Here is a 14,820-nt window from a genome sequence, read left to right on the forward strand (position 1 = left end):
GTTCCCGACCGCGTACCGTGATGCCGCATGAAGATCCTCATCAGCGCCGACATGGAGGGCGCGACAGGCGTGACCTGGCCCGGTGATGTGCTGCCGGGCACGCCGCAATGGGAGCGCTGCCGGTCCCTGTTCACCTCCGACGTGAACGCGGCCGCGGTCGGCTTCTTCGCGGGCGGCGCCGACGAGGTGCTCATCAACGAAGCCCACTGGTCCATGCGCAACCTGCTCATCGAGCAGCTCGACGAACGCGTCCAGATGCTCACCGGGCGACACAAGGCGCTCTCCATGGTCGAAGGCGTGCAGCATGGCGACGTGGACGGCATCGCCTTCATCGGTTATCACACCGGCGCGGGTATGGAGGGGGTCCTCGCGCACACCTACCTCGCCAACTCCATCACCGGCGTCTGGCTCAACGGCAGCAGAGCGAGCGAGGGGCTGCTGAACGCCCATGTCGTCGCGGAGTACGGCGTCCCCGTCGTGCTGGTCACGGGTGACGACCTGACCTGCGAGGATGCCCGGGGCTACGCCCCGCAGGCGCGCACGGTGGCGGTGAAGGACCATGTCTCCCGGTATGCGGCGGTCTGCCGTACCCCCGCGCGGACCGCGTCCGACATCCGGTCGGCAGCGGCCGAGGCCGCGACGCTCGCTGTACGGCACGAGCCGGTGACCGGTGAGTCCTTCACCGTGCAGCTGGAGTTCGACGCGGAGCATTTGGTGGGCGCCGCGACGGTCGTTCCGGGGGTCCTGCGGACCGGCGAACGGCGTGTCGAGTACACCAGCGGGACGATGTATGAAGGCATCCGTACCTTCAAGGCGGTCACGACGATCGTCTCGTCCGCAGTGGAGGAACAGTATGGCTGACGTGGGAACGACCGAGGAGACGGCGCTGGGCGGCCGGGCGCTCGACGAAGTGGTGGACTTCACCTCGGGACTGATCCGGATCGACACCACCAACCGGGGCGGCGGGGACTGCCGGGAGCGGCCGGCCGCGGAGTACGTGGCGGAGCGGCTGGCCGGCGCCGGAATCGAGCCGGTCCTGCTCGAACGCACCCCGGGCCGGACCAATGTGGTGGCGCGGATCGAGGGCACCGACCCGTCGGCCGACGCACTGCTGGTCCACGGCCATCTCGACGTGGTGCCCGCGGAGCCCGACGACTGGACCGTACATCCCTTCTCCGGGGAGGTCAGGGACGGCGTCCTCTGGGGTCGGGGCGCCGTAGACATGAAGAACATGGACGCGATGGTGCTCGCGGTGGTCCGCGCCTGGGCGCGCGACGGCATCCGCCCACGGCGGGACATCGTCATCGCCTACACCGCCGACGAAGAAGCCAGCGCGGTCGACGGCTCGGGCTTCCTGGCCGACCGGCACGCCGCTCTCTTCGAGGGGTGCACCGAAGGCATCGGCGAGTCCGGCGCCTTCACCTTTCACGCCGGGGCCGGGATGCCGCTCTACCCCATCGCGGCGGGGGAGCGGGGCACCGCCTGGCTGAAGCTCACCGCGCACGGCAGAGCGGGCCACGGTTCCAAGGTCAACCGGGACAACGCGGTGAGCAGACTCGCCGCCGCCATCGCCAGAATCGGCGACCACCGGTGGCCGGTGCGGCTCACCCCCACCGTGCGGGCGGCGCTCACCGAGATCGCCGCACTGCACGGCATCGAGGCGGACCCCGGAGCGGCCGACTTCGACGTGGACGGCCTGCTCGGCAAGCTCGGCCCGGCCGCCGCGCTGGTCGAGGCGACCGTGCGCAACAGCGCCAATCCGACCATGCTGCAAGCCGGTTACAAGGTCAATGTGATCCCCGGGCACGCGACCGCCTACGTCGACGGGCGGGTGCTGCCGGGCGGCGAGCAGGAGTTCCGGGAGACGCTCGACCGGCTCACCGGCCCGGACGTCGACTGGGAGTTCGACCACAGCGAGGTGGCGCTCCAGGCGCCGGTGGACTCGCCGACCTATGCCAAGCTGCGCGCCGCCGTCCAGCGCTTCGCCCCCGAGGGCCACGTCGTGCCGTACTGCATGTCCGGCGGTACCGACGCCAAGCAGTTCTCCCGCCTCGGCATCACCGGCTACGGCTTCTCGCCACTCAAGCTGCCGCCCGGCTTCGACTACCAGGCACTGTTCCACGGCGTCGACGAACGGGTGCCCGTGGACGCCCTGCACTTCGGCGTTCGGGTGCTCGATCACTATCTGCGTACCGCATAGGGGAGTGGGAACCATGACAGCCACCGGGGCGTACGGAACCTGGTCGTCACCGATCGACGCCGCGCTCGCGGCCTCGCACGACGGCCGGCCCGAGTTCGTCGGAGCGGTCGGCGACGAGGTGTGGTGGACCGCGCCGCGCCCGGCCGAGGGCGGCCGGCGGGCGCTGATGCGGCGGCGGGCGGACGGCGCCGAGGAGTCGGCGCTGCCCGCGCCGTGGAATGTGCGCAGCAGGGTCATCGAGTACGGCGGACACCCGTGGGCCGGGACGGCGCGCTCCGACGGAGGGCCGCTGGTGGTCTTCGTCGACTTCGCCGACCAGCGGCTGTACGCGTACGAGCCCGACCGGGCCGCGGAGCCGCGCCCGCTCACGCCGCTCTCCGCGGTGGGTGACGGGCTGCGCTGGGTGGACCCCACGATCCACCTGGACCGGGGCGAAGTCTGGTGTGTGGTCGAAGAGTTCACCGGGGAGTCGCCGACCGATGTGCGGCGGCGGATCGCGGCCGTCCCGCTCGACGGTTCGGCCGCCGACGACCGTTCCGCGGTACGTGAGCTCTCCGACGGCCGGCACCGCTTCGTCACCGGCGCACGGCTGTCCCCGGACGGGCGCCGTGCGGTGTGGCTGGGCTGGGACCATCCGCGAATGCCGTGGGACGGCACGGACGTCATGCTCGCCGACGTCGGCGACGACGGCACCTTCGGGACGGCCCGGCAGTGCGCCGGTGGCCCCGACGAGTCGGTCGCGCAGGTCGAATGGGCCGCCGACGGACGGCTGTTGTTCGCCTCGGACCGTACCGGCTGGTGGAATCTGTACTGCGCGGATCCCGACCGGGGGGACCTCGCGCTCTGCCCCCGTGACGAGGAGTTCGGCGGGCCGCTCTGGCGGATCGGGCAGAAGTGGTTCGAACCGCTGGACAGCGGGCTGATCGCCGTGGTGCACGGAAAGGGCGCCACCGCACTCGGCGTGCTCGACCCCGAGACCGGCGAACTGGTCGACGTGCCGGGCCCCTGGACCGAGTGGGCGTCGACGCTGTCCGTGGCCGGCTCCCGCGTCGTCGGCCTGGCGGCAGGAGCGCACACCGGATACGAGGTCGTCGAGCTCGACACCCGAACCGGGCACCCACGCGTCATCGGCTCCCCGCACCACGACGTCGTGGACCCCGCCTACTACCCCGAACCGGTGGTCCGTACGTTCGATGGTCCGGCCGGCCGCGAGATCCACGCCCATGTGTACCCGCCGCACAACCCGGACCACACCGCGCCCGACGGGGAACGCCCGCCCTACGTGATGTGGGCGCACGGCGGACCCACCAGCCGGGTCCCGCTGGTACTCGATCTGGAGATCGCCTACTTCACGTCCCGGGGCATCGGCGTCGCCGAGATCAACTACGGCGGCTCGACCGGATACGGCAGGGAATACCGCAACCGGCTGCGTGAACAGTGGGGCGTCGTCGACGTCGAGGACTGCGCCGCCGTGGCCCTGGCGCTCGCCGCCGAAGGCAACGCGGATCCGGCCAGGCTCGCGATCCGCGGCGGCAGCGCGGGCGGCTGGACCTCCGCGGCCTCCCTGGTGTCCACCGATGTCTACGCCTGCGGCACGATCAGCTACCCGATCCTCGACCTGACGGACTGGGCGTCCGAGGACGGCACCCACGACTTCGAGTGCAAGTACCTGGAGAGCCTCATCGGGCCGTTCGCCGAGGTCCCCGAGCGTTACCGCGAGCGTTCTCCCGCGTCCCACCCGGAGCAGGTCACCGCACCCTTCCTGCTGCTCCAGGGGCTCGACGACGTGATCTGCCCGCCGGTGCAGTGTGAGCGCTTCCTGACGCGGATGGCGGGCCGGGGCGTACCGCACGCGTATCTCACCTTCCAGGGGGAGGGCCACGGATTTCGCCGGGTCGACACTCTGGTCCGCGCCCTGGAGGCTGAACTGTCCCTGTACGCACAGGCCTTCGGCATCGCGCGCCCCGACATCCCCGTTCTGGAGCTGGAGAAGTGACCGCGACCCTGCTGGCCCCGTTGTCTCCGCTGACCCGGCCCGCCCGCCTGCGGCCGGGTTCCCGGGTCGCCGTGGTGGCACCCAGCGGGCCGCTGCCCGAGGACCGGCTCGCGGACGGTCTCGACATACTCCGCGGCTGGGACCTCGATCCGGTCGTGATGCCCCATGTGCTCGACCGGCACCCGCAGTTCGGCTACCTCGCGGGCACCGACCGGGCGCGCGCCCGCGACCTCGAAGAGGCCTGGTGCGACCCCACGGTGTCCGCGGTCTTCTGTGCGCGGGGCGGATACGGTGTGCAGCGCATGGTCGACCTGCTCGACTGGAGCGCGATGCGCGCAGCCGGGCCGAAGGTCTTTCTCGGCTACAGCGATGTGACCGCACTGCACGAGGCGTTCGCCGTCCGGATGGGCCTGGCCACCCTGCACGGCCCGATGGTCGCAGCGGTCGCCTTCCTGAAGGACGCGGCTACCCAGGAGTCCCTGCGGGCCACCCTCTTCGAGCCCGAATCGGTGCGGACCCTCGGCCTGGCCACGGCCCGCCCGCTGGTCCCCGGCCGGGCGGCCGGGGTCACCCTCGGCGGCTGCGTCTCCCTGCTGGCCGCCGATCTCGGTACCCCGCAGGTCCGCCCGTCGGCCCGCGGGGGACTGCTCCTCATCGAGGACATCGGCGAGGAGGCGTACCGCCTCGACCGGATCCTCACCCAACTGCTCCGCTCCCGCTGGCTGGACGGCGTCTCGGGGATCGCCCTCGGTTCCTGGCAGGACTGCGCTCCCGCCGAGGAGACAGCGGCGGTGCTGCGGGACCGCCTCGGCGCCCTGGGCGTCCCCGTCGTGGCGGACCTGGGCTTCGGCCACTGCACCCCTGCGCAGACCATGCCGCTCGGGCTCCCCGCGGTGCTCGACGCCGACGCCGGCACCCTCACCCTCGACGCACCGGCGCTGCGCTGACGCCGGGCGCACCGCCCCGCCGCGCGACGGCGTGCATCGGGCCGTAACCTGACCGGATGCCCGGAACAACCGCTTACCTCGCCGAAGGCCCTCGCGTGGGCATCCGTCACTTCTCGTACCGGGACGCGGAAGAGTTCACCACGCTGGCCGGGAAGAGCAAGGAGCTGCACCACCCCTGGCTCTTCCCACCCGCGGACGCCGAAGCCTTCGCGGTGTACGCCCGCCGGCTGATCGAGGACCCGGCCAAGGCCGGCTTCCTCGTCTGCGAGCGTGCGGGCCCCGCAGCCGGCCGTATCGCCGGTTTCATCAACATCAACAACATCGTCACCGGTGCCTTCCGCAGCGGCGCACTGGGATACGGCGCCTTCGCACACGCGGCGGGCCGTGGGCTGATGGGCGAAGGGCTGGACCAGGTGATGCGGTACGCCTTCGGCCCGCTCGGGCTGCACCGGCTCGAGGTGAACATCCAGCCGGCCAACGAGGCCTCGATCGCCCTGGTGCGGCGGGCCGGCTTCCGGCTGGAAGGCTATTCGCCGGACTTCCTCTTCATCGACGGTGCCTGGCGGGACCACCAACGCTGGGCGATCACCGCGGAGATGCTTCCCGGCGGCCACTGACCCGGCGCCGGGGACTTCGGGCAATCCTGGCCGGGGGACCCCCTGGTCAGGATCGCGTCGCCGGTGTTCCATGGTCATCAGGGGCGCCGGGCGGACGGTGGCCCGTGCGAGCGAGTGAGGTTGCCATGGCCACGACCGTGCGACGTGCCGTACTGACCCTGCCCGCCGCCCCGTTGGGGGCGGAGAACCCACTGCCCGCCCTGCGCCCGCTCGACGAGATGCACACCGTGGACGCCGAGGGACGGGTCGGCATGCCCCGCGACATGGCACGGCAGGTCGGCTACGCACCGCTGCGTACGCTGCTGCCGGTCCGCATCCTCGACGGGTACGGCCGGGAGCGCACCCCCACCGGCATCGACGCGGTGGTGCTGGAGAACGACCGACTGCGGGCCACCGTGCTGCCCGGTCTCGGCGGCCGGATCCACTCGCTGTTCCACAAGCCGACCGGACGGGAACTGCTCTACCGCAACCCCGTCCTGCAGCCCGCGGACTTCGCACTCAACGGCGCCTGGTTCTCCGGCGGCATCGAGTGGAACATCGGGGCCACCGGCCACACCACCCTCAGTTGTGCTCCCCTGCACGCCGCGCTCGTCGCCGGCCCGGACGGCGGCGAGATGCTGCGGCTGTGGGAGTGGGAGCGGCTGCGCGACCTGCCGTTCCAGGTGGACCTGTGGCTGCCGGAGAGCTCCGACTTCCTCCACGTGGGCGTACGCATCCGAAACCCCCACGAGCAGACCGTGCCGACCTACTGGTGGTCCAACATCGCGGTGCCCGAGGACCCGGACACCCGGGTGCTGGCCCCCGCCGACGAGGCCTGGCACTTCGGTTACGAGCGCAGCCTGCGCCGGATCCCGGTTCCGGAGTGGAACGGCGCCGACCGCAGCTATCCGCTGCGCAGCGCGTACCCGGCCGACTACTTCTACGAGGTCCCGCGCGAGGCCAGGAAGTGGATCGCCTCGCTGGACGCGAGCGGCCACGGGCTCGTCCAGACCTCTACCGACCGGCTGAGCGGCCGCAAGCTCTTCGTCTGGGGTTCGGGCACCGGCGGCCGCCGGTGGCAGCAGTGGCTGACCGAACCGGGTACCCCCGGGTACGCCGAGATCCAGGCGGGGCTCGCCCGCACCCAGTTGGAGCATGTCCGCCTCGACCCGGGCGCCGAGTTCAGCTGGCTGGAGGCGTACGGGCCGCTCGCCGCGGAACCTTCGGCCGTCCACGGCGGCGACTGGGACGCCGCCCACCGCGAGGCGGAAGCCCGGCTGGCGGAGGCGCTGCCCCGGGCGCAGGTCGACGCGGCGTACGCGGCCTGGCGGCCCTGCGCCGACCTCGAACCGCACGAGACACTGGCCAACGGTTCCGGCTGGGGGGCGCTCGAAGTCCTGCGCGGTGGCCACAAACTCCCCGGTACTCCCTTCGACGAGTCGACGATCGGCGAAGCGCAACAGCCCTGGCTCGAGCTGTACCGCTCCGGTTCCTTCCCCGTCCCGCGCCGGGTCACGCCGCCAGGCCCCTCGCTGGTGGGCAGGCACTGGCGGGACATGCTGGAGACGGCGCCCGCCGACCCCCTCACCGAGTACCACCTCGGCGTCGCCCAGTGGCACGAGGGCGATCTCGCCCAGGCGGTCCGCAGCTGGGAGCGCGGCCTGGAACTGGCCCCGTCCCGCTGGCCGTTGCTGCGTTGCCTGGCCGTCGCCGAGCTCTGCGGCGGCCACCACGAACGCGCCGCCGACCGCTACGCCGAAGCCTTCGACGACCTGTGCGCCGAGATCCGCGAGGGCGAGCCCTGGACGGCGGTGCTGGCCGCCCTGGGCCGGGAGGCGATCGAGGCGCTGCTCGCGGTGGGCCGCGGCTCCGAGGCCCGCGGTGTGTGGCACCGGCTGCGCCCCTCGATCCGCCAGCGCGGCCGGTTCCGTCTCATCGAGGCCCAGCTGCTCATCGCCGAAGGGGAGACCGGTGCCGCGCGGGCGCTCTTCGACGCCGGCTTCGAAGTGGCGGATCTGCGGGAAGGCGCGGAGATCCTCAATGAGGTCTGGGCGGCCCTCACCGACGAACCTCTGCCGGACGCCTACGAGTACCGGATGCGCCCGGGAGCCCGGTAACCGCGGCGCCGGGACCGGACTCGCCGGGACGGACCGGCCGTTACGCGGCAGCCGGCTTCCGGTCGACGTACTCGAACACCGATCCGTCCGGGTGCACCGCGATCAGGTTGCGTCCCGCCGGGGTCGGTACCGGCCCGGCGATGACCTTGGCCCCGACGTCGTTGAGCGCGGCCAGGGCGTCGTCGACGTCCTGCACCGCGATGGTCGCCGTCACTTTGCGCAGAATCGCCAGCTCCGACTCGGGGCCGCTCATCAGGAGGAAGCAGCTGACGGCGGCCACCGACACGCCGCCGCGCTCGAAGCGCAACGCCTTGGCGCCGGTGAGGCGTTCGTAGAAGAACACCGAAGTCTCGAGGTCGTCGACGCAGATGCGCAGCGTGGTGCCCAGAATCTCCATACGACGAGCCTAGTTGGCGCCGGCGGGCCATGAGATCGAAATCCGCAGGCCCGCCGCGCGCCCGTACGTGCTCGTTCGTCCGCTCGCTCCTGAGCGCCCGCCTCAGACCCGGCAGAGGATCTCGCCGTGCGGCACCATGAACCAGGCGTCGCCGCGCGCTCCCCATTCCCGCCACGCGTCGGCGATCTCGCTCAGCTGCTCCGGTGTCGTGTGGCCGCCTTCCACGGCCAGGTGCGCGTAGCGGGACGCGGTGGTGCGCTCGGCCCACAGGCCGCTCCACCAGTCACGCTCCTCCGGGGTGGCGAACACCCAGTTCGTCGCCGTCGCTGTGATGTCGGTGAGGCCGGCCTGCTGGGCCCAGGACAGCAGTCGGCGCCCGGCGTCCGGCTCGCCGCCGTTGGCGCGGGCGACCCGGCGGTACAGCTCCAGCCACCTGTCAAGCCCGGGGGACGCGGGGGACCAGGTGAAGGCGCCGTAGTCGGCGTCGCGCACCGCGATGATGCCGTTGGGCTTGGTGACCCGGCGCATCTCGCGCAGCGCCTGGACGGGATCGCCCACATGCTGGAGCACCTGGTGTGCGTGGACGACGCAGAAACTGTCGTCCGGGTAGTCCAGTGCGTGCACGTCCGCAACCGCGAAGTCGGTGTTGGCCAGGGACCGTTCGGCGGCCAGCGCACGCGCCTGCTCCAGGATCGCGGGAGCCATGTCCACCCCGATGACCCGGCCGTCCGGGACGAGTTCGGCCAGATCCGCGGTGATGGTGCCGGGGCCGCAGCCGATGTCCAGGATCTGCATATGGGGCTTGAGCGAGTCCAGCAGATACCCGGCGGAGTTGGCGGCGGTCCGCCTGGTGTGCGAGCGCAGCACCGAGGCGTGGTGGCCGTGGGTGTAAACGGCTGTCTCCTTCGACATGGCGGATCTCCCTCGATCGACGTCCGGCTCTTGCGAAGCGGTGCCCTCACCTTAGAGGTGTCGGCCGGATTGTGAGATAGAAATCTCAGTATGCGGGCAATCTCAGCCATGCGGGCAAGGCCTCGACGCTTCACCCCCCTGGAACGTTTTGCCGTGACCGGCTCGGGCACCCGGAGCGTCTGTCCGTAAGTCCCCGCCGGCCGGATCCCAGCCGCACCGGGAAAGGTGGAGCGCATGAGCAAGACCGTCAGCGCAGAACTGACCGACAACGCAGAACTGACCGAACTGGGCAAGCAGCTCCGGGTCGACGCGGTACGGGCCGCCGGTGCGGCAGGGTCCGGTCACCCCACCTCGTCGATGTCGGCCGCCGACCTGGCCGCCGTCCTGCTCGCCCGGTATCTGCGATACGACTTCGGCCGGCCGGACGATCCGGGCAACGACCACTTCATCCTGTCGAAGGGCCACGCCTCGCCCCTGCTGTACGCCATGTACCTGGCAGCGGGCGCCATCGACGACGAGGAACTGCTCACCTTCCGCAAGAAGGGCAGCCGACTGGAGGGCCACCCCACGCCGCGCCTTCCGTGGGTGGATGTGGCAACCGGCTCGCTGGGGCAGGGGCTCCCCATCGGGGTGGGCGTGGCGCTGGCGGGCAAGCACCTCGACCGGGTCCCCTATCGCGTGTGGGTGCTGAGCGGTGACAGCGAGATGGCCGAGGGTTCGGTCTGGGAAGCCGCCGAACACGCCGGATTCGAGCATCTCGACAACCTCACCCTGATCGTCGACGTCAACCGGCTGGGACAGCGCGGGCCCACCCGCCACCAGCGCGATCTGGATGCCTACGCGCGCAGGCTGCGTGCTTTCGGCTGGCACACGGTGGAGGTCGACGGACACGACATCGAGGCCGTCGACGCGGCCTACCGGGAGGTGTGCGCCGTCACGGGCCGCCCGACCGCGATCATCGCAGGCACCCGCAAAGGGTCCGGAGTGGCGGCCGTCGAGGACCGTGAGGGGATGCACGGCAAGCCGCTTCCCGATGCGGACGAGGCCATCGAGGAGCTCGGCGGCCGGCGCAGCATCCGGATCGACGTGCGGAAACCCGACAAGGCCCGGACCGCTGCCCCGGCCGGCAACGGCAGTCTCGATCTGCCCCGCTACCGGCTCGGTGACGAGGTCGCCACCCGTAACGCCTTCGGTGAGGCGGTCACCGCCCTCGGTTCGGCACGCGGCGACGTCGTCGTGCTCGACGGGGAGGTCGGCGACTCGACCCGCGCCGAGTTCTTCGCCAAGGAACACCCCGGCCGGTATTTCGAGTGCTACATCGCCGAACAGCAGCTGGCCGCCGCCGCGGTCGGTATGCAGGTGCGCGGCTACACGCCGTTCGCCTGCAGCTTCGCCTCCTTCCTGACCCGGGCGCACGACTTCTTCCGGATGGCGGCGATCAGCGGCGCGGACCTCAATGTCGTCGGCTCGCATGTGGGAGTGGCCATCGGACAGGACGGCCCGTCGCAGATGGGACTCGAGGATCTGGCGATGTTCCGCGCGGTGCACGCAAGCACCGTGCTGTATCCGAGCGACGCCAACCAGACGGCGAAGCTGGTCGCGGCCATGGCCGGTGCGCAGGGCATCCGCTATCTGCGGACCAACCGGGGTGAGAGCCCGGTCATCTACGGACCCGACGAGGAGTTCCCGATCGGCGGCAGCAAGGTGCTGCGCTCGGCGGCCGACGACGCGGTGACCCTGGTGGGCGCCGGGCAGACCGTGCACGAGTGCCTGCGGGCGGCGGACATCCTCGCCGCTGAGGGCATCGCGGTGCGGGTCATCGACCTGTATTCGGTCAAGCCGGTGGATGCCGGGACGCTGCGGACGGCGGCGGACCAGACGGGCTGCCTGGTGACGGTCGAGGACCACCACCCCGAGGGCGGTCTCGGTGACGCGGTCGCCGAGGCGTTCGCCGACGGCAGGCCGGTGCCGCGGCTGGTGCGGCTGGCCGTGACGAACATGCCGGGCTCCGCCACTCCGCAGGAGCAGTTGGAAGCCGCGGGCATCGACGGCGAAACGGTGGCGGCAGCCATCCGGCTGCTGCTGGAGGAAGCGGTGGTCCGCTGACGATTCCGTCCGGCACGAGGGGGTACCTGCGGACCCATGACCACAAGCAAGGCACACACGGTGCGCGCGGGTCGCCGGAGCGTCGAGATCCACCGTCCGGAGAAGGTCCTCTTCCCGGACGGCGACGGCGGCCTCACCAAGGCCGACCTCGCCGACTACTACCGGCGGGTCGCCTTCGCCATGCTGCCGCATGTGCGGGACCGGCCACTGATGCTGGAGCGGCACCCCGACGGCATAACAGGCCCTCGATTCATGCAGAAGGACACTCCCGACCACTATCCGGACTGGGTACGCCGGGTGACGGTGGGCAAGGAGGGCGGCACCGTCACCCACACCGTCTGCGACGACACCGCGACCCTGGTCTTCCTCGCCGACCAGGCCTGCCTCACGCTGCACCGCTGGCTGTCGCGCGCAGACCGGCCGGAGCGGCCGGACCGGCTGGTCTTCGATCTCGATCCGCCGGGCGACGACTTCCGCGCCGTACGGGACGCCGCGCTCGCGCTGAAGGAACTCCTCGACACGCTCCACCTGCCGTCGGCTCTCATGACCACCGGCTCCAAAGGACTGCACGTGATCGTTCCGCTCACCGGCGACACCACGTTCGACGAGTCGCGGAGTTTCGCCAGGGACGTCGGCGAGGTGCTCGCGGCCCGCCGTCCGGACCGGCTGACCACGGCCGTACGGAAGCAGGCCCGCGGGGACCGGCTCTACGTGGACGTCCAGCGCAACGCCTATGCCCAGACCGCCGTCGCGCCGTGGTCCGTACGTCCCCGGCGCGGCGCTCCGGTCGCAGCGCCGCTCACCTGGGAGGCGCTCGACGAGCCCGGCCTGACGGCCCGGCGCTGGTCACTGACCGAGGTCGGCGACGTACTGGAACAGGCCCGGTCCAAGCCGTGGGCGGGACTCCTCGCACACGGCCGGACACTGGGGCCGGCCCGCCGTCGGCTCAGCCGGGTGACGTGAAGTGAGCCATCCCGACAAGGCACCGGCCGACAAGGCACCGGCCGACAACGGATCGGACCGGAAGACCCGGGTGACGGTCCTGGTGGCGCTCGCCGCCAACCTCGTCATCGCTGCGGCCAAGTTGCTCGGCGGCCTCTTCGCCGGTTCGCCGGCTCTGCTCTCCGAGGCCGCGCACTCCGTCGCCGACAGCTGCAACGAGGTCTTCCTGCTCTTCGCACTCCGCCGCAGCAAACGACCCGCCGACCGGCAGCACCCCTTCGGATACGGCAAGGAGCGCTTCTTCTGGGCCCTGCTCGCCGCCGTCGGCATCTTCGTCACCGGGGGGTGCTTCTCCGTCTTCCAGGGCATCGAGGCGCTGCGCGGCGGAAACAGACAGGAGAGCACCACCGGCTACGTCGTGGGGCTCGTCGTGCTGGCCTTCGCCCTGATCGCCGAGGGCAGTTCGCTGCTCAGGGCGCTGCTGCAGGTGCGCGGCCAGCCCGGCAAGGGCATCGGCCGTGATCCCGCCCTGCGCACCGTGATCGCCGAGGACGGCACCGCGGTGCTCGGCGTGCTGCTCGCCATGGGCGGGGTGGGCATGCACATGGTCACCGGGCAGATCGTCTGGGAGGCGTCGGCCTCGCTGGCCATCGGCGCCCTGCTGGTCTACGTCGCGTACCGGCTGGGCAAGGACGCGCGCGACCAGCTGATCGGCGAAGCCGCCGACCCCGAACTGCGGGAGCAGATCGAGGAATTGCTCAACGCGCAGCCCGAGATCGACGTGGTGTCCTCGCTGCTGACCATGCGACTGGGTGCCGACTCGACGCTGGTGGCCGCCCGCATCGACCTGGTGCCGGGGCTGGAGAGCGAGAAGCTGGAGCTCGTCTCCATACGGATCAGGGCCGCCATCGTGAAGGCCTGGCCGGAGGCCGACCAGGTCTATCTCGATGTGACGGATGCGGCTACAGCGGCAGCGGACGGTACACCGTGAGCGCCTCGTCCGCCTTGTCGATCCAGAGCTCCGGCGGCGCTTCGTTGATCTCGCCGTCGAAGGCCAGCGGGGTGCCGGGCGGCAGCCCGCCCACCCGCACCCGGCGCAACCGTTCCGCCGCGTGCACGGGGGAGCGGGACAGCGGCCCGGCGAGCGCCGCGGCCAGCAGCCGGAGTCCGGGCAGTCGGCCTCCGTGCACGATCCGCACATCCAGCAGGCCGTCCGCGAGGTCGAAGCGCCGGCCGGGCGTGGGGCCCATCTGCTGGTACATGCCGTTGCCGGCGAACAGCATCCAGAGCGCCCGGTCCCGGCCCTGGAACTCGGCCCTGAGCGGCTGTTCGGAGCTGAGCACCCGCACTGCGGCCAGCACGCCGGCCGGCCAGCCACCGATCCGTGGTGACCAGCGCTCCCGGATCCGTACGAGTTCCGGATAGACGCCCAGGCTGAAGGTGTTGAGGAAGTAGCCCGGCTCGCTCCTCGAACCGCCCGGGCCCGGGACGAAGCGTCCCAGGTCGACCTTGACCGCGTCGCCCGACGCCAGCGCCCGGCAGGTGTCGTGGACCTCCTCGATCCCCAGGTCGTACGCGAAGTGATTGAGCGTGCCGCCCGGGAACACGGCCAGCGGCACGCCGTGCCGGGCCGCCACGGCGGCCGCCCGGTTGACCGTCCCGTCACCGCCGCAGATGCCAAGCGCCCGAGCGCTCCGCGCGGCCTTCTCCAGGGTCTCCATCAGCTCCTCGGGCTCGCACTCGAGGACCTCGGCGCGCGGCAGCGCGTCCCGCACCAGGGACGCCTTGGCGGTGGCGGACCCGGAGGCCTTGTTGACCACGACGACCAGGTCCTGGCCGCCGGGGAGTATCGGCGCATCGGTGTGCGGCCTGCCGGGCGCCGGCAGTTGTCCTCGGGTCGGCACAAGACCGCGGACGGCGAAGGCGGCGCCCACACCGAGCGCCGCCCCGATCAGTACATCGCTCGGATAATGCACGCCGGTGTACACGCGTGAGGCCGCGACACCGACCGCGAGCGGTGCGACCGCGGCTCCCCAGCTTCTGGACTCCAGCGCGACACCCGTCGCGAAGGCAGCGGCCGAGGCCGCGTGCCCGGACGGGAAGGAGGTGGTGTGCGGCTGCCGTTTCAACTGCCTTATCACCGGCACGGCGTCCAGGATCGGCCGCGTCCTGCGGACCGCGTGCTTGCCGACCGTGTTCACCACGGCCGACGCCACCGCCAGTGAGGCCACCCCGCGCAGTGCGGCCCGCCGGGCGCGGGTCGAGCCGCCCAGCGTGGCGATGCCCGCCGCGGCGCCGAACCACAGCAGACCGTGATTGGCGCTGCGGCTCAGCCGCGGGAGCACGGGGCCCGCACCGGGCCATCGTCGGGTGGCCGCGGTGTGGAACAGGGCTCGATCCTGATTGCCGAGCCAGTCGGCCAGCCGCCCGTACCGTCCTGGACCGGCGGGGGGAACAGCGGATGACATGGGAGAACCAACCTCTCGACGGACGGTACCGGGCCCGGCCAAGCCTCCCATCCCCGGACAGCGATGGACGGCGATGGATAACGGCACCGATGACGGGTCGTCGTACCCCGTGCGCACCCGGCCATGCCTCCGGCGCTTG

At 71.7% G+C, this 14,820-nt stretch carries 12 protein-coding genes; 9 read left to right on the top strand and 3 right to left on the bottom strand.

Features of this window, described 5'->3' with window-relative positions; translation table 11 throughout:
• Positions 1–27: 27 nt before the first annotated feature.
• From AB0436_RS04560 to AB0436_RS04585, 6 genes are all read left to right on the top strand, one after another.
• On the top strand, positions 28–861 hold the full coding sequence (locus tag AB0436_RS04560) for a M55 family metallopeptidase (protein ID WP_366466214.1): 834 nt from the start codon (positions 28–30) through the stop codon (positions 859–861).
• Positions 854–2,200, top strand: a complete 1,347-nt coding sequence (locus AB0436_RS04565) for a M20/M25/M40 family metallo-hydrolase (RefSeq protein ID WP_366466215.1) — start codon at positions 854–856, stop codon at positions 2,198–2,200. Before AB0436_RS04560 ends, AB0436_RS04565 begins: the two co-directional genes overlap by 8 nt.
• Before the next feature lie 13 nt (positions 2,201–2,213).
• The gene (locus AB0436_RS04570; protein WP_366466216.1) at positions 2,214–4,196 is read left to right on the top strand and encodes a prolyl oligopeptidase family serine peptidase; all 1,983 of its coding nucleotides are present in this window, start codon (positions 2,214–2,216) and stop codon (positions 4,194–4,196) included.
• 8 nt (positions 4,197–4,204) lie between these two features.
• The gene (locus tag AB0436_RS04575) at positions 4,205–5,143 is read left to right on the top strand and encodes an LD-carboxypeptidase (protein ID WP_366466871.1); all 939 of its coding nucleotides are present in this window, start codon (positions 4,205–4,207) and stop codon (positions 5,141–5,143) included.
• 56 nt (positions 5,144–5,199) lie between these two features.
• Positions 5,200–5,760 (top strand): GNAT family protein, encoded by a 561-nt coding sequence (locus AB0436_RS04580; RefSeq protein ID WP_366466217.1) that lies wholly within the window; start codon positions 5,200–5,202, stop codon positions 5,758–5,760.
• Between the two features lie 125 nt (positions 5,761–5,885).
• Complete coding sequence (locus AB0436_RS04585) at positions 5,886–7,856, top strand: DUF5107 domain-containing protein (protein WP_366466219.1); 1,971 nt, start codon at positions 5,886–5,888, stop codon at positions 7,854–7,856.
• A gap of 40 nt (positions 7,857–7,896) precedes the next feature.
• Here the strand turns inward: AB0436_RS04585 and AB0436_RS04590 are convergent, their stop codons facing one another.
• The gene (locus tag AB0436_RS04590; protein WP_366466220.1) at positions 7,897–8,253 is read right to left on the bottom strand and encodes a VOC family protein; all 357 of its coding nucleotides are present in this window, start codon (positions 8,251–8,253) and stop codon (positions 7,897–7,899) included.
• A 102-nt stretch (positions 8,254–8,355) separates the two neighbouring features.
• Positions 8,356–9,165 (bottom strand): methyltransferase domain-containing protein, encoded by an 810-nt coding sequence (locus tag AB0436_RS04595; RefSeq protein WP_366466221.1) that lies wholly within the window; start codon positions 9,163–9,165, stop codon positions 8,356–8,358.
• Between the two features lie 234 nt (positions 9,166–9,399).
• On the opposite strand from AB0436_RS04595, the gene AB0436_RS04600 reads away from it, so the two are divergent.
• The 3 genes from AB0436_RS04600 to AB0436_RS04610 are packed head-to-tail and all read left to right on the top strand — an operon-like array spanning position 9,400 to position 13,204.
• Complete coding sequence (locus tag AB0436_RS04600) at positions 9,400–11,271, top strand: transketolase (protein ID WP_366466223.1); 1,872 nt, start codon at positions 9,400–9,402, stop codon at positions 11,269–11,271.
• Between the two features lie 36 nt (positions 11,272–11,307).
• On the top strand, positions 11,308–12,234 hold the full coding sequence (ligD, locus tag AB0436_RS04605) for a non-homologous end-joining DNA ligase (RefSeq protein ID WP_366466224.1): 927 nt from the start codon (positions 11,308–11,310) through the stop codon (positions 12,232–12,234).
• Between the two features lies 1 nt (position 12,235).
• Positions 12,236–13,204 carry a cation diffusion facilitator family transporter gene (locus AB0436_RS04610; protein WP_366466225.1) on the top strand — a complete coding sequence of 323 codons (969 nt, stop codon included), beginning with the start codon at positions 12,236–12,238 and terminating at the stop codon, positions 13,202–13,204.
• Here AB0436_RS04610 and AB0436_RS04615 read toward each other — a convergent pair.
• Positions 13,176–14,681 (bottom strand): phosphatase PAP2 family protein, encoded by a 1,506-nt coding sequence (locus tag AB0436_RS04615; protein WP_366466226.1) that lies wholly within the window; start codon positions 14,679–14,681, stop codon positions 13,176–13,178. The genes AB0436_RS04610 and AB0436_RS04615 overlap by 29 nt on opposite strands.
• Between the last annotated feature and the right edge of the window lie 139 nt (positions 14,682–14,820).

Origin of the sequence: Streptomyces sp. NPDC051322 (genome assembly GCF_040689485.1) — a bacterium.
GTDB lineage: Bacteria > Actinomycetota > Actinomycetes > Streptomycetales > Streptomycetaceae > Streptomyces.

Bases quoted from the DNA above. Each gene is read 5' to 3' on its own strand.
- AB0436_RS04560 (WP_366466214.1), top strand. From the start codon at position 28: ATGAAGATCCTCATCAGCGCCGACATGGAGGGCGCGACAGGCGTGACC.
- AB0436_RS04565 (WP_366466215.1), top strand. From the start codon at position 854: ATGGCTGACGTGGGAACGACCGAGGAGACGGCGCTGGGCGGCCGGGCG.
- AB0436_RS04570 (WP_366466216.1), top strand. From the start codon at position 2,214: ATGACAGCCACCGGGGCGTACGGAACCTGGTCGTCACCGATCGACGCC.
- AB0436_RS04580 (WP_366466217.1), top strand. From the start codon at position 5,200: ATGCCCGGAACAACCGCTTACCTCGCCGAAGGCCCTCGCGTGGGCATC.
- AB0436_RS04585 (WP_366466219.1), top strand. From the start codon at position 5,886: ATGGCCACGACCGTGCGACGTGCCGTACTGACCCTGCCCGCCGCCCCG.
- AB0436_RS04590 (WP_366466220.1), bottom strand. From the start codon at position 8,253: ATGGAGATTCTGGGCACCACGCTGCGCATCTGCGTCGACGACCTCGAG.
- AB0436_RS04595 (WP_366466221.1), bottom strand. From the start codon at position 9,165: ATGTCGAAGGAGACAGCCGTTTACACCCACGGCCACCACGCCTCGGTG.
- AB0436_RS04600 (WP_366466223.1), top strand. From the start codon at position 9,400: ATGAGCAAGACCGTCAGCGCAGAACTGACCGACAACGCAGAACTGACC.
- ligD (WP_366466224.1), top strand. From the start codon at position 11,308: ATGACCACAAGCAAGGCACACACGGTGCGCGCGGGTCGCCGGAGCGTC.
- AB0436_RS04615 (WP_366466226.1), bottom strand. From the start codon at position 14,681: ATGTCATCCGCTGTTCCCCCCGCCGGTCCAGGACGGTACGGGCGGCTG.